Below are 24,379 nucleotides of genomic sequence, written 5' to 3'. Positions count from 1 at the left end.
GAAAAGATACCGCCGATGACAGCCCGCAGCGGCCCGCTACCAGTCGGCGACACCCAATCCGGCATTGGGCTTGATCCACAGCACCGCTCCGTTATCACGGCGTTGCTGTATCGAACGCCCGGCGTCGAGCGTTTCCCCCGTACGCAGGTTCTGCGCGCAGTCCGACTTGCTCGGGCTGAACATCAGGGTCCCCGGCGTGTCCTGGCGAACCCTCATGCCGCGGGGGTAGTGCCAATCGCCCAGGGTCAGGTCTTGCGCCAGTTGCCCACGCCAACGTCCAGGTTGCCGCTGCTCGTCGAGGTCCAGGCTCAGGTCCGACAGCGCTATCCCCTGGATAACCACCGCCGGTGAAGCCAGACCGATGGTGTCGATGCTGAACCTGCCGTCGTACTGCCTGACCTCGCTGGAGTCCGGCCACTTCACCCCGGCCACATCGGCTCCGGTCACCAGGGTGCAGTCAGAGAAGCGCCAGCGGCTGGGCTGCAAGCGGTCCGCGTCGGCAATGTCCAGCGTTACCCAGGTGCCACCGGCGCAGGGCCAGCCCGCAACGACCTGGTCACGGCTCAGCAGCATCTTTGAGAGAGGGCCGCTGCCGTACATCTGCAACTCTGTAACCTCTACGCCGTTGATCCTGTGTGGTGCAGCGAACTCGGCGTAAACAAGGCTGCGCAGTCCATAGGGTTGCGGCCGGCCTTGCGCATCCAGAGGTTCAAGCGTTCCCAGATTCAGCTTGGCACCTGCGGGCAATTGCAGGCCATCAAGCTGTACGTCCTGCTCAAGTTGCGGGTGGTGCGCCTCATTCAGTTGATTGTCCCGGTGGATTTTCCACAGTACGCAAACCACGATAATTACGCATACCCCTGCAAGCACACCGAAGTGCAGGGGCTGACGACGCATCCGGTGTCGGCAGGCCGGAATAAGCAAGGCAATCAACAGCAAGGGAAGTCCGATAAAGGACAGCAACACCAGGTTCAGCAGGGTTCCATACATCATCGCGCCAAAAATCAAGGCAAGCATCCGTGCAGTCGAGAAAGTCGCCCATGGTGACAAATGCGACTGCTGCGTTCCAGTGCGCCGACTCAACGCCGAAGTACCGCTCAGCCCCCGTCCACACAGGCGAAAGCTTGTTGGAGCAGCAGGGAACTCAATCGGGCCAACGCCTATCAAAGGGCTCAGTTTTCCCCCCTAGTTGGAGTCACCCACCATGCGTCTCAAAACAGCTGTCGCCACCCTGGCCCTGCTTTCCCTGCCTGTAGGTTCGGCAATGGCCGACAGCTTCTGGCGTAACATCCTTTCCACCGGCGCCACCACCGCGTCCACCTACCTGACTTCCAAGGATCACAAGCTGATCGGCGCCGCCCAGGACGACGCCAGCAGCTTCGTCGCCAGCGAAGGCAACATCCGCGGTCCGTACCTGGAAGCCGCGATGCAGAAAGTCCGTGCCGACAACCCGGGCCTGCAGGCCACCGACATGGAGCTGGCCAACGCGATCCTGGCGAAAAACGCCGTCGCCCAGTGACCGCCAGCCTGTAGCCAGGCTGACGCAACGAAAAATGCCGCTCACGAGAGCGGCATTTTTTTGCCCGCCGTTCGAGCTCAGCGATAGGCATCCACCGGTACGCAGGCGCAGAACAGGTTGCGGTCGCCGTAGACATTGTCGACCCGGTTCACCGTCGGCCAGTACTTGTGCGCCCTGGCGTGGGGGCTGGGGATCACTGCCTGCTCGATGCTGTAGGGCCGCTCCCAGACCCCGGCGATGTCCGCCAGGGTATGGGGCGAGCGCTTGAGCGGGTTGTCTTCGGCCGGCCAGTTGCCTTCCTGGACCTGGGCGATTTCGGCGCGAATGCTCAGCATGGCCTCGATAAAACGGTCCAGCTCGGCCTTGGACTCGCTTTCGGTGGGTTCCACCATCAGCGTGCCCGGCACCGGGAACGACATGGTCGGCGCATGAAAACCGTAGTCCATCAGGCGCTTGGCCACGTCCTCTTCGCTGATGCCGGTCTGCGCCTTGAGCGGCCGCAGGTCGAGAATGCATTCGTGGGCGACCCGGCCGTTGCGCCCGCTGTAGAGCACCGCAAAGGCCCCGCTCAGGTGTTCCGCCAGGTAGTTCGCCGAGAGGATCGCCACCTCGCTGGCATCCGCCAGTTGCGGGCCCATCAGGGCGATGTACATCCAACTGATCGGCAGGATGCTGGCGCTGCCCCAGGGCGCCGCGCTGACCGCGCCGTTCTGCGGCAGCGGCCCGTCGATGGCCACCACCGGGTGGTTGGCCACGAACGGCGCCAGGTGCGCCCGCACGCCGATCGGCCCCATGCCCGGGCCACCGCCGCCGTGGGGAATGCAGAAGGTCTTGTGCAGGTTCATGTGGGAAACGTCGGCGCCGATATCGGCCGGCCGCGTCAGCCCGACCTGGGCATTGAGGTTGGCGCCGTCCATGTACACCTGGCCGCCGTGACTGTGGATCACCTCACAGATCTCACTGATGCCCTCTTCGTACACCCCGTGGGTCGAAGGATAAGTGGCCATCAGGCACGCCAGGTGTCCGCCCGCAATCTGCGCCTTGTCCTTGAGGTCTTGCAGGTCGACGTTGCCGGCGGCGTCGCAATCGACGATCACCACCTGCATGCCGGCCATCTGCGCCGAGGCCGGGTTGGTGCCGTGGGCCGAGGCGGGAATCAGACAGATATTGCGCTCTCCCTGCTGGCGGCTCTCGTGGTATTTGCGGATCGCCAGCAACCCGGCGTACTCGCCCTGGGCCCCGGAGTTGGGCTGCATGCAGATCGCATCGAAGCCGGTAATGGCGCATAACCAGCGCTCCAGCTCCTCGATCATCAGCGAATAGCCGAGGGCCTGTTCCGGCGGGACAAAGGGATGCAGGTTGGCGAAGCCGGGCCAGGTGATGGGGATCATCTCGCTGCTGGCATTGAGCTTCATGGTGCAGGAGCCCAGCGGGATCATCGACTGGTTCAGCGCCAGGTCCTTGTTCTCCAGCTGCTTGAGATAGCGCAGCATCTCGGTTTCGCTGTGATGGCTGTTGAACACCGGATGGCTCAGGTAAGACGTGCTGCGCAGCAGGTCCTGGGGGATGCCCGGGACCAGGGTTTCAGCATCCAGTTGCGCGACGTCCAGCCCGTGGTCGGCGCCGAGGAACACATCGAACAGCCGGGCGACGGTGCGCTCGTTGCAGGTTTCATCCAGGCTCAGGCCCAGGTGCCCGCGTCCGAGGATCCGCAGATTGATCTGCACGGCCTTGGCGCTCTCGATGATGGCCGTCTGGCTACCGCCGACCTCCAGCGTCAGGGTGTCGAAGAACTGCCGGTTCAGCCGCTCGATGCCCTTGCGCTCAAGGCCGGCGGCGAGGATGCAGGTCAGGCGATGGACGCGCTGGGCGATGCGCCGCAAGCCTTCCGGGCCGTGATAGACCGCGTAGAAACTGGCGATATTGGCCAGCAGCACCTGGGCGGTGCAGATGTTCGAGTTGGCCTTCTCGCGGCGGATATGCTGCTCGCGGGTCTGCAGGGCCATGCGCAGCGCCACGTTGCCCCGGGCATCCTTGGACACGCCGATGATCCGTCCCGGAATCGCCCGCTTGTATTCCTCGCGGCTGGCGAAGAACGCTGCGTGGGGCCCGCCGTAGCCCATGGGCACGCCAAAGCGCTGGGACGAACCGAACACCACGTCGGCCCCCAGCTCGCCCGGCGGCGTCAGCAGCAACAGGCTCAACAGATCGGCCGCCACGCAGGCCAGCGCCTGCTGCGCGTGCAGGTGATCGATCAGCGGCCGCAGGTCGCGAATCTCGCCGTGGGTGTCCGGGTATTGCAACAAGGCGCCGAACACCTGGTGCCGCTTGAGGTTGTCCAGGCTGTCGACCACCAGTTCGAAGCCGAACCCTTCGGCACGGGTCTGCACCACCGAGAGGGTCTGCGGATGGCAGTTCTGGTCGACGAAGAACAGATTGCTTTTCGACTTGGCCACGCGCTTGGCCAGGGCCATGGCTTCGGCGGCGGCCGTGGCTTCGTCCAGCAGCGAGGCGTTGGCCAGTTCCAGGCCGGTGAGGTCGATGGTCAGTTGCTGGAAATTGAGCAGGGCTTCGAGCCGGCCCTGGGCGATTTCCGGTTGGTAGGGCGTGTAGGCGGTGTACCAACCGGGATTTTCCAGCACGTTGCGCAGGATCACCGTGGGGGTCAGGGTGCCGTAATAACCCATGCCGATCAGGCTGGTCCATACCTGGTTCTGCTCGGCGTAACCACGCAGTTTGGCCAGGGCGGCCTGCTCGTCCAGCGCTGGCGGCAGGTCCAGCGGACGGTTGAAACGGATGCCCGGCGGCACGGTCTGCTCGATCAGCTCGACCCGGCTGCCCAGGCCCAGGCTGTCGAGCATCGCTTGCTGCTCGGCGGCGTCGGGCCCGAGGTGACGCCGCAGAAAGGCATTGGGATCGCGTAACTGGCTCAAGGACGGCAACTGGGACATGACGGGCTCTCTCTCAGGCGGCGCTCGGCGTCGATGGAACACGGTCAAAGCAGCATAGCAGCCGATCCCGGACGCCGACGGTGTGGCACCCCGGGCGAACCGGTAGCATGATGCTCGACTCCGGCGCGGCCCGCCGCCCTGCCTCGACCACTGTTTATCGGGTATCCCATCGTCATGAGCCAGCTGCCTTTCCTGCCGTTTTCCAAACCCACCATCGATGAAGCCACCATCGCCAGCGTCGGCGAAGTGCTGCGTTCGGGCTGGATCACCAGCGGGCCCAAGGTCCAGGCCTTCGAGGCGCAACTCTCGCAGTACTGCGGCGGGCGCCCGGTGCGCACCTTCAATTCCGGCACCTGCACCATGGAGATCGCCCTGCGTATCGCCGGCATCGGCCCTGGCGATGAAGTCATCACCACGCCGATCTCCTGGGTGGCCACGGCCAACGTGATTCTCGAAGTCGGCGCCACCCCGGTGTTCGCCGACATCGACCCGATCACCCGCAACATCGACCTGGCCCAGGTGGAAGCGGCCATCACGCCACGGACCAAAGCCATCATCCCGGTGTTTCTCGCCGGCCTGCCGGTCGATATGGCGCGCCTCTACGCCCTGGCGCGCAAGCACGGCCTGCGGGTCGTGGAAGACGCCGCCCAGGCGCTGGGCTCAAGCTGGAATGGCGAGCGCATCGGCGCTGGCGGCGACCTGGTCTCTTTCAGTTTCCAGGCCAACAAGAACGTCACCTGCAGCGAAGGCGGCGCCCTGGTGCTGAACACCGCCGAAGAGGCTCGCCTGGCGGAGAAGTACCGACTGCAGGGCGTGACCCGCCACGGCTTCGACGGCCTGGACGTGGACGTGCTGGGCGGCAAATTCAATATGACCGACGTCGCGGCCGCCATCGGCCTGGGCCAGTTCGCCCACCTCGAAACCCTCACCGCTCATCGCCGCGAACTGGCCCGGCATTACTTCGAATGCCTGGGCAGCGACTTCGAAGCTCGCTACGGCGCCCAGTTGCCCCCGGCGGACTTCAGCAACAGCAACTGGCACCTGTTCCAGCTGGTACTGCCGGAGCGGCATGACGGCAAACCAGCGCGGGCGACCTTTATGGAGCAGATGCAGGAGCGCGGGATCGGCATCGGCTATCACTACCCGCCGATTCACCTGCTGAGCCTGTACCGCGAGCGCGATTTCAAGGAGGGGATGTTCCCGGTGGCGGAACGGGTGGGACGGCTGATCGTCTCGTTGCCGATGTTCACGGCCATGAGCAAGGGCGATGTCGAACGCTCGGTAGCGGCGGTGAAGGCGGTCTTGCAAGAGGCATAAACAGATACCGGCCCCTGAACGGCCAGCCCTTGCACTATTCAAGACGCTCAATGCCCTGCATTGGGCGTTTTTATTTCAGCGATAAAGATAGTTGCCAATCGCTATATATCAGCGCCACCGGCCCGCTTCCTTGTGCCAAAAACCAGACTCCCGACAGAACTTTGTCTAACTGCGCACATAAACACATGATAAGCCAGCACGATTCAAAACATTGAATTTCCGCAATACAGACAGCACCAAAGGCAATAGCCAATAGTTCTATAGTTCAATTTTTTGCATGCTATGTTTACTGATGACTGCGCAGTTGAGACAAAAGGCCACTACGTAGTTGCAAAGACCGTTACAAAATCCATGTTTCAATCTATTCGAAATGGAGTTCAAGAAATGAGTAGCCAACAAATAATTCTATACATCGAAGAACAGCAGTTGATTGCACAAAAAAACAACAACTACAGCCTTTATCTGGCCAAGAAAGTAAACAATGACTTCACTGTCATCTGGCAATCAAAAGGACCTATTGCCACCGTCAACAACCCTAGTTACCAATATAGAAACACTTTCGATGTCACCACCCCGTCGTTCATGGTCAACTACACCAATGACCCGGTCAGCAGTGGCGATGTCACCTTCACCTCCGGCGGCAAGAACCTGCCGATCAGTACCGGCCAGATCACCACCCTCGATGCCAATGGTGTGTTCACCCCGGCCAAGAATGGCGGCGTACCCTCGGACGTGCTGATCAACAACCTGCTGCAAGGCAATCCACATCAAATCCTGCTGGACTCCAACGGCAATAACATCTGGGTGAATCGCCAGAGCGGCATGAACATCGGTACTGCGACGCTGACACCAAAAAGCCAATACCAAGTCTGGTTCGGCAACATTCAGGAAACCGGTTCGTTGATCGCCACCAACCTGTCCAACCCCTATGTGGTGACCCTGCAGGATGGCGGCAGCATCACCATTACCTACACCGACAGTGGAACCTGGGTGACCGGCGAACCGGCCAAACGCCTGAGCGCTGCTGAAATCAAGGCACTTCACGCCAGGGCCGGGATCGCGGCATAGTCCGCGGGACGGGCTCGAGCATCGGTTGCGCGAAGGACGCAGAGCACCACGCGATACCCTTGGCAGTCTTTCGCTCGCAACGCCGCTCAAACAAGAAAACCCTGTATATCGCCGATCTACAGGGTTTTTTTGTTGATGGCGTCGAACCCGGCCAGCAGGACTCGAGACTCTGCACCGAAATCATCCACGGGATGAACGTGAGATTAGCCATGAGCAAACAGACCATCATCGTCTATATCGAAGAAGATCAACTTGTTGCCCAAAAGGTAAACAACTACAGTCTCTATCTGGCGAAGAAAGTAAACAGTACTTTCACCGTCATCTGGTTTGCAAAGCCCCCCTTCGCCGCACCCAACCAGCCGTCCTATCAATATAAGAACGTCTTCAATATCACCAATGACTCTTACATGGTCAACTTTACAAACACGCCCGTGCAAGAGGGAGATGTAAATTTTACTTCAGGCGGAAAGAACCTGCCCATCAACACCGGCCAGATAACCACCCTGACTAAGTACGGTGTATTCAGCCCTGCAAAGAACGGTGGCACGCCAGGAGATGTTTCAATAAATAACGAACTTTCGGCCAACCCCAGCGAAATATTATTGGACTCTACCGGACTCAATCTCTGGGTGAACTGTTCAGGCGGCATGAATATAGGTGTCGCTACCATGACACCCAAGAACGAGTTTCAATTATGGTTCGGCCCAGGCCAGACAGCGGGCTCGTTAATCCCCAGCACTCTGTCCAATCCTTACACCATCAGCGTGAACGACGGAGAAACCAAAACCGTCACCTACAACAACCAGGGCGCCTGGGTCAGCGGCGAACCGGCACGGAGCCTGACAACAGAAGAAATAGCCGAACTTCATGTCAGGGTAAGCAAAGCCGTGCTGCTGGCCAGATCGCTCCGTCGCTAGGCCAGTGACTTGAGTTGTCGCATTGTCTTAAACGAAAAACGCCGCATATCCGATAAGGGAACACGGCGCTCTTGTAACAGCTTGGCTTGCGGCAGCGGTTATTCGCCGATAGCGGCCTTATAACCGGCTGCGTCGAGCAGCTTCTCAAGATCGGCGGCGTTGGCCGGCTTGAGCTTGAAGATCCAGGCGCCGTACGGGTCGCTGTTGAGCAGTTCCGGGCTGCCGCTCAGGTCTTCGTTGACCGCGATCACTTCGCCGGCCACTGGCGCGTAGATGTCGGAAGCGGCCTTCACCGATTCCACCACACCGGCCTGGTCGCCAGCGCCGAAGACGTTGCCGACTTCGGTCAGCTCGACGAACACCACGTCGCCCAGGGCTTCCTGAGCGTGGTCGCTGATGCCCACGGTCACGGTGCCATCGGCTTCCAGACGGGCCCATTCGTGACTTTCGGCAAAACGCAGGTCAGCAGGGATATCGCTCATGTTCTGTGTCCTCAAGAAGAAATGTCAGCGGTAGATCCCGCCGGAAATAAGTTAGATCAAGGTTTTGCCATGACGCACGAAGGTCGGTTTTACCACCCGGACCGGGTACCACTTGCCACGGATTTCCACTTCTGCCCGGTCGGCGGTAGCCATGGGCACCCGCGCCAGGGCGATCGATTTGCTAAGCGTAGGAGAGAAACTACCACTGGTGATCTCTCCTTCGCCAACATCGGCGATGCGAACCACCTGATGGGCACGCAGCACGCCGCGTTCTTCCAGCACCAGGCCGACCAGTTTGTGCTTCACCCCACCCGCGCGCTCGGCCTCCAGCGCGGTGCGCCCGATGAACTTACGCGACGCCGGCTCCCAGGCGATGCTCCAGGCCATGTTGGCCACCAGCGGTGAAACCTCCTGGTGAATATCCTGACCGTACAGGTTCATGCCGGCCTCCAGGCGCAAGGTATCGCGGGCGCCGAGTCCGATCGGCGAGATCCCCGCGCCCACCAGATCGTTGAAGAACGCCGGGGCCTGGTCGGCCGGCAGGACGATTTCCAGGCCATCCTCACCGGTGTAACCGGTGCGCGCGATGAACCAGTCGCCATCGGCCTGGCCTTCGAAGGGCTTGAGTTGCTGGATCAGCGTGCCGCGCGACTGGGTCACCAGCTCGGCGATCTTGTGGCGGGCGTGGGGCCCCTGGATCGCCAGCATCGCCAGCTCGGAGCGTTCGTGCAGTTGCACCTGGAAAGCCCCCAGTTGCGCCTGCATCCAGGCCATGTCCTGGTCACGGGTGGCGGCGTTGACCACCAGCCGGTAACCGGCTTCGGTGCGGTAGACGATCATGTCGTCGACGATACCGCCGTGCTCATTGAGCATGGCGCTGTACAAGGCCCTGCCGGGGCTTTGCAGGCGTTCGACATCGTTGGCCAGCAGGTGCTGGAGCCAGGCCTTGGCCTGGGGGCCATCGACATCGATCACGGTCATGTGGGATACATCGAAAACCCCGCAATCGCGTCGCACCTGATGGTGCTCCTCGACCTGCGAGCCGTAATGCAGAGGCATATCCCAACCGCCAAAATCGACCATCTTCGCGCCGAGGGCGAGATGAAGGTCATACAGAGGCGTGCGCTGTCCCATGGGTTTCTCCTTCCGGGCGTGGCGAAGGTGCGGGCGGTCGCTGTATGAGCTGGAAGCCTTGAAATAGATGGCTCTCAGACAATTCAAAAGACCCGATCAGAAAGATCGACCACACCGAATGCCGCGCATTGTAGCCGCAAGGTGTGACACTGGCACCTAACCGATTCGATGAGCGGAGCGTCGGATCAGTCCGATCACCGGCAGCAATCCCACCAGGACTAGGGTCAGGGCCGGCAACGCGGCACGCGCCCACTCGCCCTCGCTGGTCATCTCGAAGATCCGCACCGCCAGCGTGTCCCAGCCGAACGGGCGCATCAGCAAGGTGGCGGGCATTTCCTTGAGCACATCGACGAACACCAGCAACGCCGCGCTCAGGGTGCCGGGCAGCAACAGCGGCAGATACACTTTGAAAAACAGTCGCGGTCCGCTGACCCCCAGGCTGCGCGCTGCTTCCGGTAACGAGGGGCGGATCCGCGCCAGGCTGCTTTCCAGCGGCCCGTAGGCCACCGCGATAAACCGTACCAGATAGGCCAGCAGCAACGCCGCCAGGCTGCCCAGCAGCAACGGCTTGCCCGCCCCACCCAGCCAGCCCGACAGCGGGATCACCAGTTCGCGGTCCAGATAACTGAAGGCCAGCATGATCGACACGGCCAGCACCGAGCCCGGCAAGGCATACCCCAGGTTGGCCAGGCTGACGCCGGAGCGGATCGCCCGGGTCGGCGCCAGCCGTCGGGCGAACGCCAGCAGCAGGGCCACGCTGACCGTGATCAGGGCCGCCATGGCGCCCAGGTACAGGGTGTGCAGGATCAGCCCGGCATAACGCTCGTCGAGGTCGAAACGGCCACGCTGCCAGAACCACACCACCAGCTGCAGCACTGGGATGACAAAGGCGCAGGCAAACACCAACGCGCACCAACTGGTGGCCGCCAGAGCCTTGATGCCATGCAGGTGGTACAGCGCCTTGCCCCGCGGCCGCTCGTTGCCGGAGCGACTGGCGCCACGGGCGCGACGCTCGCCGTACAGCACCAGCATCACCGCCAGCAGCAACAGGCTGGCCAGTTGCGCGGCGCTGGACAGGCTGAAGAAGCCATACCAGGTCTTGTAGATGGCGGTGGTGAAGGTGTCGAAGTTGAACACCGCCACCGCGCCGAAATCGGCCAGGGTTTCCATCAGCGCCAGGGCCACGCCGGCACCGATGGCCGGCCGCGCCATGGGCAGGGCCACGCGCCAGAACGCCTGCCAGGGCGTCTGCCCAAGCACCCGCGCGGCTTCCATCAGGCCTTTGCCCTGGGCCAGGAACGCGGTGCGCGCCAGCAGATACACATAGGGATAGAACACCAGCACCAGGACCAGGATCACCCCGCCGGTGGAACGCACCCGCGGCAGGCGCAGGCCCGTGCCGAACCATTCGCGCAGCAGGGTCTGCACCGGGCCGGAAAAGTCCAGCAGGCCGACGAAGACAAAGGCCAGCACGTAGGCCGGAATCGCAAAGGGCAGCATCAGCGCCCAGTCCAGCCAGCGCCTTCCGGGAAACTCGCAGAGGCTGGTCAGCCAGGCCAGACTCACGCCCAGCAGCGTCACGCCGACACCGACGCCCAGCACCAGGGTCAGGGTGTTGCCCAGCAGGCGCGGCATCTGGGTCTCCCACAGGTGCGACCAGATCTGCTGGTCGATCACCTGCCACGACAGCAGCAGCACGCTCAGCGGCAGCAGCACCAGGGCGGCGACGGCAAAAACCAGCGGGTACCAGCGACGTTGGGCGGGATGGGCCACGAAAGACTCTCGAACGAGATGGATCAATAAAAGGCAATTACGAACCGGTTAAACAAAACGCCCCGCAAAGGCGGGGCGCAGTATAACCAGCGGATCAGTTCCAGCCAGCACGGTCCATCAGGCGAATGGCCTCGGCCTGGCGCTTGCCGGCGACTTCCACCGGCAGGGTGTCAGCCACGAACTTGCCCCAGGCGGCCACTTCGGCGGACGGCGGCACGCTCGGGTTGGCCGGGAACTCCTGGTTCACGTCGGCGAAGATCTTCTGCGCTTCCTCGGTGGTCATCCATTCCACCAGGGCCTTGGCGGCTTCCGGGTGCGGTGCGTGCCTGGTCAGGCCGATGCCCGACAGGTTGACGTGCACGCCGCGGTCACCCTGGTTCGGCCAGAACAGTTTGACCGGCAGATCCGGCTTCTGCTTGTGCAGGCGGCCGTAGTAGTAGGTGTTGACGATGCCCACGTCGCACTGGCCGGCGCTGATCGCCTCGAGCACCGCGACGTCGTCGGAGAACACGTCGGTGGACAGGTTGTTGACCCAGCCCTTGACGATTTCTTCGGTTTTCGCCGCGCCGTGGGTTTCGATCAGGGTCGCGGTCAGCGACTGGTTGTAGACCTTCTTCGCCGTACGCAGGCACAGGCGGCCTTCCCACTGCTTGTCAGCCAGGGCTTCATAGGTGGTCAGTTCGGACGGTTTCACCCGCGCGGTGGAGTAGGCGATGGTCCGCGCCCGCAGGCTCAGGCCGGTCCAGGCGTGCGAGGCGGCGCGGTATTGCAGGGGGATGTTGGTGTCGATCACCTTGGAGGTGAACGGCTGCAGGATGCCCATCTGCTCGGCTTGCCACAGGTTGCCGGCATCGACGGTGAGCAGCAGGTCGGCGGTGGCGTTCTCGCCCTCGGCCTTGATCCGCTGCATCAGCGGCGCTTCCTTGTCGGTGATGAACTTCACCTGGACCCCGGTTTTCTGGGTGTAGAGATCGAAGACCGGCTTGATCAGCTCGTCGATACGCGAGGAGTAGACCACCACTTCGTCGGCTGCCTGGACAGTGCCGCCAATGAGGGTGAGGGCCAGGGCGGTCAGTAGACGCTTCGGTGCCAACATGGGAGCGGTCTCTCGAAATCAAAGGGGAGTAAATGATAAGGACTACTATTTAGCTTCTCAAACTGAACCGGAGGGCGAGGCGTTACGAGATGTTGCTGATGCATCGCCAACGTCGGTTCAGAGCAGACGCGCGCCCACACATGTCCGCGCGGCCCCCTGCGGGAGCCGCCGGTTGAGCGGTTCGACTACTCGCGATAACGGTCAGGCCTTGGCCAGTTCCGGCAGATCCCCGCTGAGGCCCAACGCCTGGCGCACGAACAGCGCCTTGGCCTCGGGCATCTGATCGACCATTTTCAGCCCGGTATTGCGTAACCAGCGCAGCGGCAGCGGATCGGCCTGGAACAGCCGTTCGAAGCCTTCCATCGCCGCCATCAACGCCAGGTTGTGCGGCATGCGCCGCCGCTCGTAACGGCTGAGCACCTTGGTGTCGGCCAGGCGTTCGCCACGGCTGGCCGCCTGCAGCAGCACCTCGGCCAGCACCGCGGCATCGAGGAAGCCCAGGTTGACCCCCTGCCCGGCCAGTGGATGGATGGTATGGGCCGCGTCGCCGATCAGGGCCAGGCCTTGCGCCACGTAACGCTTGGCATGACGCTGGCGCAAAGGCACGCAGAGCCGCGGATCGGCGCTCAACACCGCGCCCAGGCGGCCTTCGAAGGCGCGCTCCAGCTCTCGGCAGAAGTCGCTGTCGTCCAGCGCCATCAGGCGTTCGGCCTCACTGGGCGTGGTCGACCAGACGATCGAACACCAATCGTGCAGCCCGTCGCGCTCCAGCGGCAGGAACGCCAGCGGGCCGTTGTCGGTGAAACGCTGCCAGGCGGTCCTCTGGTGCGGCTCGGCGCAACGCACGCTGGTGACGATGGCGTGATGCAGGTAATCCCATTCACGGGTAGCGCAGCCGGTCAGGCGCCGCACCGCCGAATTGGCGCCATCGGCGGCAATTACCAGCGGGGCGCGCAGACTGCGGCCATCGGCCAGGGTCAGCAACCAGTCGTCGCCGGAACGGCGCATCTGCTCCAGGCGGGCGTTGGCCAGCAGGCCGATGTCGCAGTTGTGCAGGCGCTCCAGCAGCGCGTCCTGGACCACGCGGTTTTCCACAATGTGGCCCAGCGCCTCGGCATGCACGCTGGCGGCCGAGAAGTGAATCTGCCCGGTGCCGCTGCCATCCCAGACCTGCATCTCGGCATACGGGCTGCTGCGCCGCCGGGTCACCCCTTCCCAGACACCCAGGCGCTCGAGAATCCGCTGGCTGGCCGCCGACAATGCGCTTACCCGCGGCTCGAACGGTGCTTCGTCGTCGAAGGGCTTGACCTTCAGCGGGCTGCCATCGAGCAGCAGCACTTCCAGGCCACTGTCCTGCAACGCCAGCGCCAGGGCGCTCCCGACCATTCCGGCCCCGACAATCAGCAGATCTGCACGCATTTCCATGCTTTAAGCCTGTCTCGCTTGCGGCTTGAGCCGCACGTAAAGGGTTTTGTCGAACCGCGCTACCTGGCTGCCGACACTGTGCTGGATTTCCATGCCCGGTCGCGGGCTCAGCCACTCACGCATCGGGACGGGTACCCAGGCCCATGGCTTGCCGCGCGAACCAGCGTTTGGCCGGTGGCAGCAGGTCCAGGCCCAGCAGCCCGATATTGCGCCCCAGAGACACCAGCGGCAGCTTGCTGCCGAACAGCCGGGTGACCTGGTCGGAGAAGCCCACGGTCAGGTCCTGGTCAAGGCGCTGCCGCTCGCGGTAGGCCTGCAAGATACTGAAATCGCCCGGCGGCGTCGGGCTGACCAGCAAGGCATCGGCCAGCGCCTGGGCGTCGCGCAACGACAGGTTGAAACCCTGCCCGGCAATCGGGTGCAGGCTATGGGCAGCGTTGCCCAGCACCACCAGGTGAGGACGCACCTGTTCCTCGGCCTCCACCAGCGCCAGCGGGTAAAGATGCCGCGCGCCGACCTGTTTCAGGGTGCCCAGGCGATAACCGAATACCCCCTGCAGTTCGCTGAGGAAGCTGCGCTCGTCCAGCGCGGCCAGGCGCTGCGCGTCCATGCCCAGGCGGGTCCAGACCAGTGCGCAGCGGTTGTCCGGCAGCGGCAGCAGGGCCATCGGGCCATCGTCGGTGAAGCGCTCGAAGGCCATGCCGTTATGGGCTTCGCTCGGGGTGATATTGGCGATCAGCGCGCTCTGGTTGTAGGGGCGCTTTTTCACCCCGATCCCCAGTTGCTCGCGCAGCCCCGAGCGACCGCCGTCGGCCAGCACCGCCAGTTCGCAATCCAGGCTGGTTTCATCGTTGAGAGTCAGGCGGTAGCCATCTTCCAGCGGCTCCATGCGCGTGACTTCGGCCGGGCAGCGCCAGCTCACCACGTCCTTGTCCAGCCCCTGCCACAGGCATTGGCCGAGCCAGGCGTTTTCCACCACATAACCCAGGGCGGGAACACCCTCCTCCATGGCCGACAGCCGCGCGGTGGAAAACCGCCCACGGTCGGAGACATGGATCTGTTTGATCGGCTCGGCGCGGCGGGAGATTTCCTGCCACACACCCAGCCGTTGATAGATCTGCCGCGCGCCGAACGACAGCGCCGAAGAACGCGCGTCGTAGCTGGGCTGATAGGTATCGCCCGGAGCGAACGGCTCGATCAGCACGATCTTCCAGCCGCGCTCCTTGGCGCCGGCCTGCAAGGCCAGGGCCAGGCTGGCACCGACCAGGCCACCACCGATGATCGCCAGATTGACCCGGTTCATGCTGCGCAGCTCCGGGCGGCGGCCATCAGGGCCTCGATTTCGGCCACGGTCTTGGGCACGCCACCGGTGAGAATTTCACAGCCTTGCTTGGTTACCACCACGTCATCCTCGATGCGCACGCCAATGCCGCGCCATTTCTTCGCCACGTTCTGATTGTCCGGCGCAATGTAGATGCCCGGCTCGACCGTCAGGGCCATGCCGACTTCCAGCACCCGCCATTCGCCGCCGACCTTGTACTCGCCGACGTCATGCACATCCATGCCCAGCCAGTGGCCGGCGCGGTGCATGTAAAACGCCTTGTAGGCTTCGCTGGCGATCAACTCGTCCACCTCGCCTTCGAGCAGACCCAGCTTGACCAGCCCGGAGGTGATCACCCTGACGGTCGCTTCATGGGCCTGGTTCCAGTGCTTGTTCGGCGCGATCTCGGCAAAAGCGGCTTCCTGGGAGGCCAGCACCAGCTCGTAGATCGCCTTCTGCTCGGCGGAAAACTTGCCATTCACCGGCCAGGTGCGAGTGATATCGCTGGCATAACAATCGATCTCGCAACCGGCGTCGATCAGCACCAGGTCGCCGTCCTTGAGCAACGCGTCGTTCTGCTGGTAATGCAGGATGCAGCTGTTGCGCCCAGCGGCGACGATCGAGCCGTAGGCCGGCATCTTCGCCCCGCCCCGGCGGAACTCGTAGTCCAGCTCGGCTTCCAGGCTGAACTCGTACAGGCCGGCGCGGCTGGCCTGCATGGCCCGGATATGGGCCTGGGCGGAAATCCGCGCGGCCTCGCGCATCACCTTCACTTCCGCCGCCGATTTATACAGGCGCATGTCGTGCAGCAGATGATCCAGGGCAACGAATTCGTTCGGCGGCTGGGCGCCCAGGTGCGCCTTGGAGCGGATCACGTTGATCCATTCCATCAGGTGGCGATCGAACTCGGGGTTGCTGCCCATGGCCGAATACACCCGGTCGCGGCCTTCGATAAGGCCCGGCAGGATGTCGTCGATGTCGGTAATGGGGAAGGCATCGTCGGCGCCGTAATCGCGGATCGCGCCCTCCTGGCCAGCCCGCAGGCCATCCCAGAGTTCGCGCTCGGCATTACGCTCACGGCAGAACAGGATGTACTCGCCATGTTCGCGACCGGGCATCAGCACGATCACCGCCTGGGGTTCTGGGAAACCGCTTAGGTACTGGAAATCGCTGTCCTGGCGGTAGACATGCTCGACGTCGCGGTTGCGGATCGCCACCGCGGCAGCCGGCAGGATCGCGATGCTGTTGGGTTCCATCTGCGCCATGAGCGCCTTGCGGCGGCGGGTGTATTCCGATTTCGGGATATGGATCATGGGCAGACGGATTTCCCTATCGAGCGATCAGTGCAGAGAAGGCTTGGCGGCCGGTTCAACCGTCTTGTTGGTCTCGGTGAACAGCAGCAGCGGGGCGACCCGCAGGTATTCCATCACTTCCATGTAGTCGCTTTCGCCGTCGTCGGACTCTTCCAGCGCGTCCTGCACCTGGGCGATCGCCGCCAGGTCCTGCAGCACTTCCGTGGCCTCGGTGCTCAGGGCACTGCTGTCGCGGGAGTTCAGGCCGAAGCCGGTGAGGAAACCCTGGCACCACTGACCCAGGGCCGCGGCGCGCTCGGCCAGCGGGGCGTCGTCGGTGGGCAGCAGCAGGACGACAGTCATGTCATCGCTGGTCAGCTCGCCCTTGACCATTTCCTGCAGGCCGATCAAGGCGTTGCGAACATTGTCCTGCGGCTCGCCTTCGAGCAGCTCGGCGGCGTCGATCAGCCAGCCGTCGACTTCGAAGCCGGCACCGGCGCAACTGCGACCCAGCAACAGGCCATGCAATTCGGCGGGCGAGACAGGGTGACCGCTGCTGCTGAGCAGGGTGGCGAAGGCGTTGTACGGGGAATTCTGAATGGGCATGGGCAGCTAGGCGCCAAGCGGCGCAATGTCTAGAATGGAGGCCTTGTATCCTAGCATCGGCAGACGCGCCAAGACCATCGAGGCCGTCAACTCGTTTGCCCAGGCAGTTGCCACTCATCAGACAAATCCAGTGGGATCCAATGGAAGACACCGATCTGCAAGCGCTGATGGCTAGACTCGAACTGCTAATTGGCCGGGTCGAGCAACTAAAGAGTCAAAACGCACTCTTATTAGCTCAGGAAAAGACTTGGCGCGAGGAACGCGCGCACCTCATTGAAAAAAACGAAATCGCCCGGCGTAAGGTCGAATCGATGATTTCGCGCCTCAAGGCCCTGGAGCAAGACTCATGAGTTCAAGCAATAGCGTTACCGTGCAGATCCTCGACAAAGAGTACTCGATCATCTGCCCCCAGGAAGAGCGTAGCAATCTGGTGAGCGCCGCCCGGTACCTGGATGGCAAAATGCGCGAGATCCGCAGCAGCGGCAAAGTCATTGGCGCCGATCGTATCGCGGTGATGGCCGCCCTCAATATCACCCACGATCTGCTGCACAAGCAGGACCGCCCTGACGTGCAAGCCAGCGGTTCGACCCGCGAACAGGTGCGCGACCTGCTCGAGCGCGTGGATCTGGTGCTCGCCACCGACACCGATACAACCAAGGCTGATTCCTGAGGGTGGTTGCGGTATAATCCCCACCACTCCCTGGGGTGCTTGCCAGTTGGCGATGTCCCTGAGCCGATTCGCACTACCCTGGAAGTTGCACGTTGGGCCGGTGTGCATGTCCGCTAGACGGAAAGCCTTAACGCCTACTGCATCTTCCGCCTTGAACTTTCGGGTTCAAGGGCTAAGTCGACAGCGGTTCATCCGGGGAGCCTGAATTCCATGCCAATGCCAGCTATGCAAATAGCTGGCATTGTTTTTTTGGGGCTCCGCTTTTTCAGTTCCATTTTTTTCGGCTCCGTTTTTTTCGATCAGGGGTTATTTGGTACGCTGTCCTGCCGTACTCCTCCCGGACCCGAGCGACCATGACCGAACCGGCGCCGCTTTCCCGCCCGCAACTTCGACGCATCCTGCGCAAAGCCCGCCGCGCCCTCACCGCCAGCGAACAACGCCAGGCCTCTCGTGGGCTGTATCGGCAACTGGCACAGCATCCGCTGTTCCGCCGCGCCAGGCACATCTCCCTTTACCTGCCCATGGACGGTGAAATCGACCCGCGCCCGCTGCTGCTGGCCGCGCAACGCCGGGGCAAGGCGACTTACCTGCCGGTGCTCAGCGCCTGGCCACGGACCAAGATGGTGTTTCAGCGGGTTCGCCCCGGCGAAAAACTGCGCCCCAACCGCTTCCGCATTCCCGAGCCACAGGTGAGCCTGGCCCGGCAACGCAAGGTCTGGGCCCTGGATCTGGTGCTGTTGCCGCTGGTCGGCTTCGATGAGGCGGGCGGACGCCTGGGAATGGGCGGTGGTTTCTATGATCGCAGCCTGGCCTATCTGGCCCGGCGCAAAAGCTGGCGCAAGCCGACGCTACTGGGGCTGGCCCACGAATGTCAGAAAGTCGCGAAACTGGATCAGGCGAGCTGGGATGTACCGCTGCAAGGAACGGTGACTGACAAGAAATGGTATTTCGCGAAATAGGCGCCACCAGGAGAGAGCGGCGCCTTGGAAGGAATCAACGCTTGTAAGGCTGCTGCTGTTGCGCGAGCTCGACCGGTGCGTCGGTCTTGTTGGCCCACAGGCTCTGCGCATAACCGGTTGTCACTACGCCCAAACCGAACAAAATAACCAAAATCCATAGTAAATCCGGTTTGCGTTGCATCGATTGCCCCCCTCAGGCAAATCCCACACGATGACAGCGACGGTTTCCATAAAAGGCCGTGCAGCAGCGTCAAGCTTAAAATCCCGGCATTCTGCGATAACGTGAACCGACACGCAAATGCTGGCGTCAACCGACTGTCGGTTTGTCATAAAATTGCCCGACAACTTGCCCACGTCCCTCTGGAGAGCACAGAAAATGGCCTATTGGCTGATGAAATCCGAACCGGAAGAACTCTCGATCGAGGGCCTGGCGCTCAAGAAACAGGCGCGCTGGGACGGCGTACGCAACTACCAGGCACGAAACTTCCTGCGCAACATGGCGGTGGGTGACCAATTCTTCTTTTATCACTCCAGCTGTCCCGAACCGGGCATCGCCGGGATCGGCCAAATCATCGAGGCCGCCTACCCCGACCCGACCGCCCTGGAACCGGAAAACCCGCATTTCGATCCCAAGGCCAGCGCCGAGAAAAATGCCTGGAGCGCCGTCGACGTCGCCCATGTCGAAACCTTCCCCAAGGTGCTGCGCCTGGATTATCTGAAGCAGCAAACCGCCCTCGCCGAACTGCCCCTGGTGCAGAAAGGCAGCCGGCTGTCCGTGATGCCAGTGACCGCCGAACAGTGGGCGGCGGTGCTCGCGCTGCGCTGAACAGGCCGCAAGCGATACTCAGGCAGGCATCCCGCGCACAACGTACTAGGCTTGCCCGTTCATTTGACGGACATCAAGTCGCCCAACGGCTTGAGCCGCCAGACTAGGACGCTACTGCCGCAGGGATGTCCCCAATGCCGACGAATCACCGTTCCTCCCGCCTTTTTGCCTTCGCCTTGCTGGCATTACTGCTGATCGCGGGCGGCTTTGGTTACTGGAAGTCCACCCTGGACCGCCTGCCCGAAGGCCTGAGCATGGGCAACGGCCGGCTTGAAGCCACAGAGGTGCAGATCGCCAGCAAGACGCCCGGACGCCTGGCCGAAGTGCTCGTCGACGAAGGCGACAGAGTGTCCAAGGACCAGCTGCTGGCCCGCATGGACACCCGCACCCTGGAAGCCCAGCGCGCCCAGGCCGAGGCCGACGTGGTGCGCACCCGGGAAAACCTCGCGGCGGCCGAAGCCAATGTGCAGCTGCGCCAGAGCGAACTGCTGCTGGCCAACCAGGAACTCAAGCGTTCCCGGGAACTGTTCAACCGTGGTTACGCCAGCCAGCAGATCATCGACCAGCAGCAGGCGCGCCTGAACACCGGCAACGCCGCCGTCCAGGCAGCCCAGGCCCAGGTCGCCGCGGTGCGCGCCGCCATTGGCTCGGCCAAGGCCATGGTCGCCCAGCTGACCAGCGAGATCGACGACAGCAGCCTGCGCGCACCCATCGACGGCATCATCCAATTGCGCCTGGCCGAACCGGGCGAGGTGCTGGGCGCCGGCGGCCGGGTGTTGCTGCTGATCGACCCGAGCGACCAGTACATGAACCTCTACCTGTCCGCCTCGGTGACCGGCCGCCTGGCTGTCGGCAGCGAGGCGCGGATCCTGCTCGACGCCCTGCCCGATCAGCCGCTGCCGGCGAAGATCAGCTTCGTCGCGGCCAAGTCCCAGTTCACCCCCAAGGAAGTGGAAACCCGCGATGAGCGCCAAAAGCTGGTGTTCCGCGTCAAGCTGCGGCTGACCCAACCCAGCGCCGTACCGCAGGCCAAGCCGGGCATGCCCGGCGCCGGTTACGTGCGCACCGCGACCGTGGACTGGCCGGCCAACCTGCAATGAACGAACTGGCGCTGCAGGCCACGGGCATCAATCACCGTTATGGCTCGCAGCAGGCCCTGGTCGACCTCGCCTTCAGCCTGCCCGGCGGCACCCGCTGCGGATTGATCGGCCCGGATGGCGCAGGCAAGTCGAGCCTGCTGGGCTTGATCGCCGGGGTGAAGAAGCTGCAGCAGGGTCAACTGCAGGTGCTCGGCGGCTCCATCGAACAACGCCGCCATCGCAACAGCCTGTACGCGCGGATCGCCTTCATGCCCCAGGGCCTGGGCGGCAACCTGTATCCCGAGCTGTCGATCGAGGAAAACATTCGCTTCTTCGCCACCCTGTTCGGCCTGTCGAAAATCGAATGCGAACAGCGCATGCACAACCTGCTGCTGGCCACCGACCTGCTGCGTTTCGCCGAACGGCCCGCGGGCAAGCTGTCCGGCGGGATGAAGCAGAAGCTCGGGCTGTGCTGCGCATTGATCCATGAGCCGGACCTGCTGATCCTCGACGAACCCACCACGGGCGTCGATCCGCTGTCCCGCCGGCGCTTCTGGGAACTGGTGGACGAGGTTCGCCGCCAGCGCCCGCAACTGACACTGCTGGTGGCCACCGCCTATATGGAGGAAGCCGAGCAGTTCGAGCACTGCCTGATGCTCGACCGCGGCCGGCTGATTGCCCAGGGCTTGAGCCGGGAACTGGCCATCGCCACGCCCAGCGGCAAGCTCGACGATGCCTTCACCCACTTTCAAGGCGACAGCGGGCACGACAACCAGCCGCTGGTGATCCCGCCAAGAACCACGGGCAACCAGCAAATTGCTATCGAAGCCCATGAGCTGACCCTGCGTTTCGGCGACTTCACGGCCGTGAACAAGGTCAGCTTCGCCATTGGCCGGGGCGAGATTTTCGGCTTTCTCGGCTCCAACGGCTGCGGCAAGACCACCACCATGAAGGTCCTGACCGGGCTGATGCCGGCCACCGAAGGCAGCGCCAGGCTGCTGGGCAATCCGGTGGACGCCAGGGACCTGGCCACCCGCAAGCGCGTGGGATTCATGTCCCAGAGCTTTTCGCTGTACGGCGAACTCAGCGTGCGCCAGAACCTGGTGCTGCACGCCCGGCTGTTCGACCTGCCCAAGGCCGAGAGCGGCCCGCGGATCGAAGAGCTGATCCGCCGCTTCACTCTCCAGGAGATCGCCGATCAACCCTCCGGCGCCCTGCCCCTGGGCTTGCGTCAACGCCTGTCCCTGGCGGTGGCGGTGCTGCACCGCCCGGAAGTGCTGATTCTCGATGAGCCGACCTCGGGCGTGGACCCGGCGGCCCGCGACGACTTCTGGCGGCTGTTGATCGAGCTGTCGCGGGAACAGGGGGTAACGATCTTCCTGTCCACCCACTTCATGAACGAAGCCCAGCGCTGCGACCGCATCTCGCTGATGCACGCCGGCAAGGTATTGGCCTGCGATACACCGGCCGCCCTGCAGCAACAGTTCGCCGGCGAAACCCTGGAGGCCGCTTTTGTCCGCTGCCTGGAGGACGCCCAGGGCGCGCCGGAACCTGCTCCCCCGGCGACCGCCCAGCCCGAAGTCAGCAGCGCCATTCACAGCGACAGTCGGCGCTTGCGCCTGTCGCGCCTGATCGCCGTGGCCACCCGCGAAGGCAAGGAGCTGTTGCGCGACCGGGTGCGCCTGGGGTTCGCCCTGCTCGGGGCGCTGTTCATGATGGTGATCTTTGGCTACGGCATTTCCCTGGACGTGGAAAACCTCGCCTTCGCCGTCTACGACCAGGACCAGACCCCGCAAAGCCGCGCTTACCTGGAAGCCTTCCGCAGCTCCCGCTACTTCAAGGAGCAGCAGCCGATCCGCGACGCCGCCGAACTGCATCGGCGCCTGCAACGCTCGGAGATCAAGCTGGCCCTGGAGATTCCCCCGGGTTTCGGTCGCGACCTGTACGCCGGGCGCCAGCCCGCGGTGGCCGCCTGGCTCGACGGCGGCATGCCGTTTCGCGCCGAGACCAGCCGCAACTATGTCGAGGCGGTGCATCAGGCCAATATCGAATCGCTCGCCGAACACAGCAGCCCGGCTCTGGGGCGAGCACCCGCGGCCCGCCTGGAAACCCGCTTTCGCTACAACCAGGACGTGGTCAGCGTGAATGCCATCGGCCCTGGCGTGATGGCGCTGATCCTGGCATTCATCCCGGCGATGCTCACGGCGCTGGGCATCGTGCGCGAGAAGGAGCTGGGCTCGATCACCAACTTCTACGCCACGCCACTCAAGCGCCTGGAGTTTCTCCTGGGCAAACAGGCGCCTTACCTGGGCCTGAGCCTGATCAACCTGGCGCTGCTGGTGGCGATGAATCGCTGGCTGTTCGGCGTGCCCTTCAAGGGCAGCGGCCTGACCCTGGCCTTCGGCGGCCTGCTGTATGTGCTCGCCACCACCAGCCTGGGCCTGCTGATTTCCGCATTCACCCGTACCCAGATCGCGGCGATCCTCGGCACCATGATCATCACCAGCCTGCCGACCATCCAGTTCTCCGGGCTGATCGTGCCGCGCTCGTCGCTGGACGGCGCCGCGGCGCTGATGGGGCAGCTGTTCCCCGCTGGTTACTTTCTCGACATTGCCGTCGGCACCTTCACCAAGGCCCTGGACCTGCGCCAGCTGTGGCCGCAGTGCCTGGCGCTGTTCGGGTTCTTCCTCGGGTTCACCGGGCTGAGCCTGGCGATGCTGAAAAAACAGGAGGCCTGATGCACCGGTTCAGCCACATCCTGCGCCTGGGCCTCAAGGAGCTCACCAGCCTGCGACACGACAGCGTGTTGCTGCTGTTTCTGCTGTACGCCTTCACCGTGGCCATCTACATGCCGGCGGCCGGTTCGGTGATCGGCGTGCACAACGCCAGCGTGGCGCTGGTGGACGAAGACCACAGCCAGCTCTCGCGCCAGTTGGCCGAGGCCTTGCAACCACCGGAATTCCAGAGCCCGGTGCAGTTGCCCTACAACCAGTTGGACCAGGTCCTGGACAGCGGCCAGTTCACCTTCGTCATCAACGTGCCGGCCAACTTCCAGAGCGATCTGCTGGCCGGGCGCCAACCCAGCGTGCAAGTGAATGTCGACGCCACGGCCATGAGCCAGGCCTTCATGGGCGCCGGTTATATCGGGCGGATTTTCCAGCGCGAACTACTCAACTACAGCCAGGCCGACCCGGCGAGCCGGATGCCTGCACTGTTGACCAGTCGCGCGCTGTTCAACACCAATCTGCAGGGCGGCTGGTTTCTCGCGGTGATCCAGATCGTCAACAACATCACCATCCTGGCCATTGTCCTGACCGGAACGGCGCTGCTGCGCGAGCGCGAGCACGGCACCCTCGACCATCTGCTGGTACTGCCGCTGACCGCCCTGGAAATCATGCTGGCGAAGATCTGGAGCAACATGCTGGTGGTGGTGCTCTGCACCTGGGTGTCGCTGGAGGTGATCGTCAAGGGTGTGCTGGACGTGCCGCTGGCCGGCTCGCTGGCGCTGTTCCTCGCGGTGACCGCGCTTTACCTGTTCGCCAGCACCGCGCTGGGGATCTTTCTCGCCACGCTGGCGCGCTCGACCCCGCAATTCGGCTTGCTGGCGATTCCGGTGATCATCCCGATGTTGCTGCTATCGGGCGGCAGTACCCCGCTGGACAGCATGCCCCAGTGGCTGCAATGGGTGATGCAGGGCTCGCCGTCGACCCACTTCGTCAGCCTCAGCGCCGCGATTCTGTTTCGCGACGCCGGCATTGAAGTGGTCTGGCCAGACCTGCTAGCCCTGACAGTGATCGGCCTGCTGTTCTTCGGCATCGCCTTGGCGCGGTTCCGCAAGAGCCTGGCGTCCTGAGGTGATCTCGATGACTTCTTGTAGGAGCGAAGCGCTCGCGATCAGCCGCCAGGCTGGAACTGGGCGGGGCTCGCCCTATTGCTATCGCGGG

Annotated in this window: 22 protein-coding genes and 1 other RNA gene; 12 read left to right on the top strand and 11 right to left on the bottom strand. The window is 63.3% G+C overall.

What is annotated here, in order from left to right; genetic code table 11:
* Positions 1-36: 36 nt before the first annotated feature.
* Positions 37-1,017 (bottom strand): hypothetical protein, encoded by a 981-nt coding sequence (locus tag AC07PQ_RS16655; RefSeq protein ID WP_493185909.1) that lies wholly within the window; start codon positions 1,015-1,017, stop codon positions 37-39.
* A gap of 187 nt (positions 1,018-1,204) precedes the next feature.
* On the opposite strand from AC07PQ_RS16655, the gene AC07PQ_RS16650 reads away from it, so the two are divergent.
* Positions 1,205-1,519, top strand: a complete 315-nt coding sequence (locus AC07PQ_RS16650; RefSeq protein WP_007928261.1) for a DUF2388 domain-containing protein — start codon at positions 1,205-1,207, stop codon at positions 1,517-1,519.
* A 77-nt stretch (positions 1,520-1,596) separates the two neighbouring features.
* Here the strand turns inward: AC07PQ_RS16650 and gcvP are convergent, their stop codons facing one another.
* Positions 1,597-4,470 (bottom strand): aminomethyl-transferring glycine dehydrogenase, encoded by a 2,874-nt coding sequence (gcvP, locus tag AC07PQ_RS16645; protein WP_493185908.1) that lies wholly within the window; start codon positions 4,468-4,470, stop codon positions 1,597-1,599.
* A 174-nt stretch (positions 4,471-4,644) separates the two neighbouring features.
* Here gcvP and AC07PQ_RS16640 point away from each other — a divergent pair, with 174 nt between their 5' ends.
* The 3 genes from AC07PQ_RS16640 to AC07PQ_RS16630 all read left to right on the top strand — a co-directional run bounded on the left by AC07PQ_RS16640 (position 4,645) and on the right by AC07PQ_RS16630 (position 7,772).
* On the top strand, positions 4,645-5,787 hold the full coding sequence (locus AC07PQ_RS16640; RefSeq protein WP_493185907.1) for a DegT/DnrJ/EryC1/StrS family aminotransferase: 1,143 nt from the start codon (positions 4,645-4,647) through the stop codon (positions 5,785-5,787).
* A gap of 384 nt (positions 5,788-6,171) precedes the next feature.
* Positions 6,172-6,855 (top strand): hypothetical protein, encoded by a 684-nt coding sequence (locus AC07PQ_RS16635; protein WP_007928255.1) that lies wholly within the window; start codon positions 6,172-6,174, stop codon positions 6,853-6,855.
* A 209-nt stretch (positions 6,856-7,064) separates the two neighbouring features.
* A complete protein-coding gene (locus AC07PQ_RS16630) occupies positions 7,065-7,772 on the top strand; it encodes a hypothetical protein (RefSeq protein WP_007928247.1) in 708 nt (235 codons plus the stop codon).
* 98 nt (positions 7,773-7,870) lie between these two features.
* On the opposite strand, the gene gcvH is transcribed toward AC07PQ_RS16630, so the two are convergent.
* The 8 genes from gcvH to AC07PQ_RS16590 form a co-directional block, all read right to left on the bottom strand.
* Positions 7,871-8,254 (bottom strand): glycine cleavage system protein GcvH, encoded by a 384-nt coding sequence (gene gcvH, locus AC07PQ_RS16625; protein WP_009046109.1) that lies wholly within the window; start codon positions 8,252-8,254, stop codon positions 7,871-7,873.
* 51 nt (positions 8,255-8,305) lie between these two features.
* Positions 8,306-9,388: a glycine cleavage system aminomethyltransferase GcvT gene (gcvT, locus tag AC07PQ_RS16620; RefSeq protein ID WP_085532918.1), complete on the bottom strand. Its 1,083-nt coding sequence runs from the start codon at positions 9,386-9,388 to the stop codon at positions 8,306-8,308.
* A 156-nt stretch (positions 9,389-9,544) separates the two neighbouring features.
* Entirely contained in the window at positions 9,545-11,161 is a 1,617-nt protein-coding gene (locus tag AC07PQ_RS16615) for an ABC transporter permease (RefSeq protein WP_007926754.1), read from the bottom strand.
* Positions 11,162-11,255: 94 nt separating this feature from the next.
* Complete coding sequence (locus AC07PQ_RS16610; protein WP_493185906.1) at positions 11,256-12,257, bottom strand: extracellular solute-binding protein; 1,002 nt, start codon at positions 12,255-12,257, stop codon at positions 11,256-11,258.
* Between the two features lie 201 nt (positions 12,258-12,458).
* The gene (locus AC07PQ_RS16605) at positions 12,459-13,676 is read right to left on the bottom strand and encodes a 2-octaprenyl-3-methyl-6-methoxy-1,4-benzoquinol hydroxylase (protein WP_177323795.1); all 1,218 of its coding nucleotides are present in this window, start codon (positions 13,674-13,676) and stop codon (positions 12,459-12,461) included.
* A gap of 121 nt (positions 13,677-13,797) precedes the next feature.
* Positions 13,798-14,985, bottom strand: coding sequence for a 2-octaprenyl-6-methoxyphenyl hydroxylase (gene ubiH, locus AC07PQ_RS16600; RefSeq protein ID WP_007926748.1), 1,188 nt, complete (start codon positions 14,983-14,985; stop codon positions 13,798-13,800).
* On the bottom strand, positions 14,982-16,316 hold the full coding sequence (gene pepP, locus AC07PQ_RS16595; RefSeq protein ID WP_007926745.1) for a Xaa-Pro aminopeptidase: 1,335 nt from the start codon (positions 16,314-16,316) through the stop codon (positions 14,982-14,984). The genes ubiH and pepP overlap by 4 nt, the downstream gene beginning before the upstream one ends.
* A gap of 27 nt (positions 16,317-16,343) precedes the next feature.
* The gene (locus AC07PQ_RS16590; RefSeq protein WP_007926743.1) at positions 16,344-16,901 is read right to left on the bottom strand and encodes a YecA/YgfB family protein; all 558 of its coding nucleotides are present in this window, start codon (positions 16,899-16,901) and stop codon (positions 16,344-16,346) included.
* 140 nt (positions 16,902-17,041) lie between these two features.
* Between AC07PQ_RS16590 and AC07PQ_RS16585 the strand changes: the two genes are divergently transcribed.
* The 4 genes from AC07PQ_RS16585 (at position 17,042) to AC07PQ_RS16570 (ending at position 18,530) form a co-directional block, all read left to right on the top strand.
* Positions 17,042-17,251, top strand: coding sequence for a TIGR02449 family protein (locus AC07PQ_RS16585; protein ID WP_007911197.1), 210 nt, complete (start codon positions 17,042-17,044; stop codon positions 17,249-17,251).
* Complete coding sequence (locus tag AC07PQ_RS16580; RefSeq protein WP_007926742.1) at positions 17,248-17,571, top strand: cell division protein ZapA; 324 nt, start codon at positions 17,248-17,250, stop codon at positions 17,569-17,571. Before AC07PQ_RS16585 ends, AC07PQ_RS16580 begins: the two co-directional genes overlap by 4 nt.
* A gap of 24 nt (positions 17,572-17,595) precedes the next feature.
* A non-coding RNA gene (gene ssrS, locus AC07PQ_RS16575) (6S RNA) lies at positions 17,596-17,774 on the top strand.
* A gap of 150 nt (positions 17,775-17,924) precedes the next feature.
* On the top strand, positions 17,925-18,530 hold the full coding sequence (locus tag AC07PQ_RS16570) for a 5-formyltetrahydrofolate cyclo-ligase (protein ID WP_007926741.1): 606 nt from the start codon (positions 17,925-17,927) through the stop codon (positions 18,528-18,530).
* 34 nt (positions 18,531-18,564) lie between these two features.
* Here the strand turns inward: AC07PQ_RS16570 and AC07PQ_RS16565 are convergent, their stop codons facing one another.
* Positions 18,565-18,711: a hypothetical protein gene (locus AC07PQ_RS16565; protein ID WP_007926740.1), complete on the bottom strand. Its 147-nt coding sequence runs from the start codon at positions 18,709-18,711 to the stop codon at positions 18,565-18,567.
* A gap of 195 nt (positions 18,712-18,906) precedes the next feature.
* Here AC07PQ_RS16565 and AC07PQ_RS16560 point away from each other — a divergent pair, with 195 nt between their 5' ends.
* The 4 genes from AC07PQ_RS16560 (at position 18,907) to AC07PQ_RS16545 (ending at position 24,288) form a co-directional block, all read left to right on the top strand.
* Positions 18,907-19,356 (top strand): EVE domain-containing protein, encoded by a 450-nt coding sequence (locus tag AC07PQ_RS16560; RefSeq protein ID WP_053263055.1) that lies wholly within the window; start codon positions 18,907-18,909, stop codon positions 19,354-19,356.
* A 134-nt stretch (positions 19,357-19,490) separates the two neighbouring features.
* Entirely contained in the window at positions 19,491-20,456 is a 966-nt protein-coding gene (locus AC07PQ_RS16555; RefSeq protein WP_007926738.1) for an HlyD family secretion protein, read from the top strand.
* Positions 20,453-23,173: a ribosome-associated ATPase/putative transporter RbbA gene (gene rbbA, locus AC07PQ_RS16550; RefSeq protein ID WP_493185905.1), complete on the top strand. Its 2,721-nt coding sequence runs from the start codon at positions 20,453-20,455 to the stop codon at positions 23,171-23,173. The genes AC07PQ_RS16555 and rbbA overlap by 4 nt, the downstream gene beginning before the upstream one ends.
* Complete coding sequence (locus AC07PQ_RS16545; RefSeq protein WP_493185904.1) at positions 23,173-24,288, top strand: ABC transporter permease; 1,116 nt, start codon at positions 23,173-23,175, stop codon at positions 24,286-24,288. The genes rbbA and AC07PQ_RS16545 overlap by 1 nt, the downstream gene beginning before the upstream one ends.
* The last annotated feature ends 91 nt before the right edge of the window (positions 24,289-24,379 follow it).

This window comes from Pseudomonas sp. GW821-FHT09E12 (assembly GCF_059416085.1).
This window is presented reverse-complemented; position numbering and strand designations above follow the sequence as displayed.

Bases quoted from the DNA above. Each gene is read 5' to 3' on its own strand.
- AC07PQ_RS16655 (WP_493185909.1), bottom strand. From the start codon at position 1,017: ATGCTTGCCTTGATTTTTGGCGCGATGATGTATGGAACCCTGCTGAAC.
- AC07PQ_RS16650 (WP_007928261.1), top strand. From the start codon at position 1,205: ATGCGTCTCAAAACAGCTGTCGCCACCCTGGCCCTGCTTTCCCTGCCT.
- gcvP (WP_493185908.1), bottom strand. From the start codon at position 4,470: ATGTCCCAGTTGCCGTCCTTGAGCCAGTTACGCGATCCCAATGCCTTT.
- AC07PQ_RS16640 (WP_493185907.1), top strand. From the start codon at position 4,645: ATGAGCCAGCTGCCTTTCCTGCCGTTTTCCAAACCCACCATCGATGAA.
- AC07PQ_RS16635 (WP_007928255.1), top strand. From the start codon at position 6,172: ATGAGTAGCCAACAAATAATTCTATACATCGAAGAACAGCAGTTGATT.
- AC07PQ_RS16630 (WP_007928247.1), top strand. From the start codon at position 7,065: ATGAGCAAACAGACCATCATCGTCTATATCGAAGAAGATCAACTTGTT.
- gcvH (WP_009046109.1), bottom strand. From the start codon at position 8,254: ATGAGCGATATCCCTGCTGACCTGCGTTTTGCCGAAAGTCACGAATGG.
- gcvT (WP_085532918.1), bottom strand. From the start codon at position 9,388: ATGGGACAGCGCACGCCTCTGTATGACCTTCATCTCGCCCTCGGCGCG.
- AC07PQ_RS16610 (WP_493185906.1), bottom strand. From the start codon at position 12,257: ATGTTGGCACCGAAGCGTCTACTGACCGCCCTGGCCCTCACCCTCATT.
- AC07PQ_RS16605 (WP_177323795.1), bottom strand. From the start codon at position 13,676: ATGCGTGCAGATCTGCTGATTGTCGGGGCCGGAATGGTCGGGAGCGCC.
- ubiH (WP_007926748.1), bottom strand. From the start codon at position 14,985: ATGAACCGGGTCAATCTGGCGATCATCGGTGGTGGCCTGGTCGGTGCC.
- pepP (WP_007926745.1), bottom strand. From the start codon at position 16,316: ATGATCCATATCCCGAAATCGGAATACACCCGCCGCCGCAAGGCGCTC.
- AC07PQ_RS16590 (WP_007926743.1), bottom strand. From the start codon at position 16,901: ATGCCCATTCAGAATTCCCCGTACAACGCCTTCGCCACCCTGCTCAGC.
- AC07PQ_RS16585 (WP_007911197.1), top strand. From the start codon at position 17,042: ATGGAAGACACCGATCTGCAAGCGCTGATGGCTAGACTCGAACTGCTA.
- AC07PQ_RS16580 (WP_007926742.1), top strand. From the start codon at position 17,248: ATGAGTTCAAGCAATAGCGTTACCGTGCAGATCCTCGACAAAGAGTAC.
- AC07PQ_RS16570 (WP_007926741.1), top strand. From the start codon at position 17,925: ATGACCGAACCGGCGCCGCTTTCCCGCCCGCAACTTCGACGCATCCTG.
- AC07PQ_RS16565 (WP_007926740.1), bottom strand. From the start codon at position 18,711: ATGCAACGCAAACCGGATTTACTATGGATTTTGGTTATTTTGTTCGGT.
- AC07PQ_RS16560 (WP_053263055.1), top strand. From the start codon at position 18,907: ATGGCCTATTGGCTGATGAAATCCGAACCGGAAGAACTCTCGATCGAG.
- AC07PQ_RS16555 (WP_007926738.1), top strand. From the start codon at position 19,491: ATGCCGACGAATCACCGTTCCTCCCGCCTTTTTGCCTTCGCCTTGCTG.
- rbbA (WP_493185905.1), top strand. From the start codon at position 20,453: ATGAACGAACTGGCGCTGCAGGCCACGGGCATCAATCACCGTTATGGC.
- AC07PQ_RS16545 (WP_493185904.1), top strand. From the start codon at position 23,173: ATGCACCGGTTCAGCCACATCCTGCGCCTGGGCCTCAAGGAGCTCACC.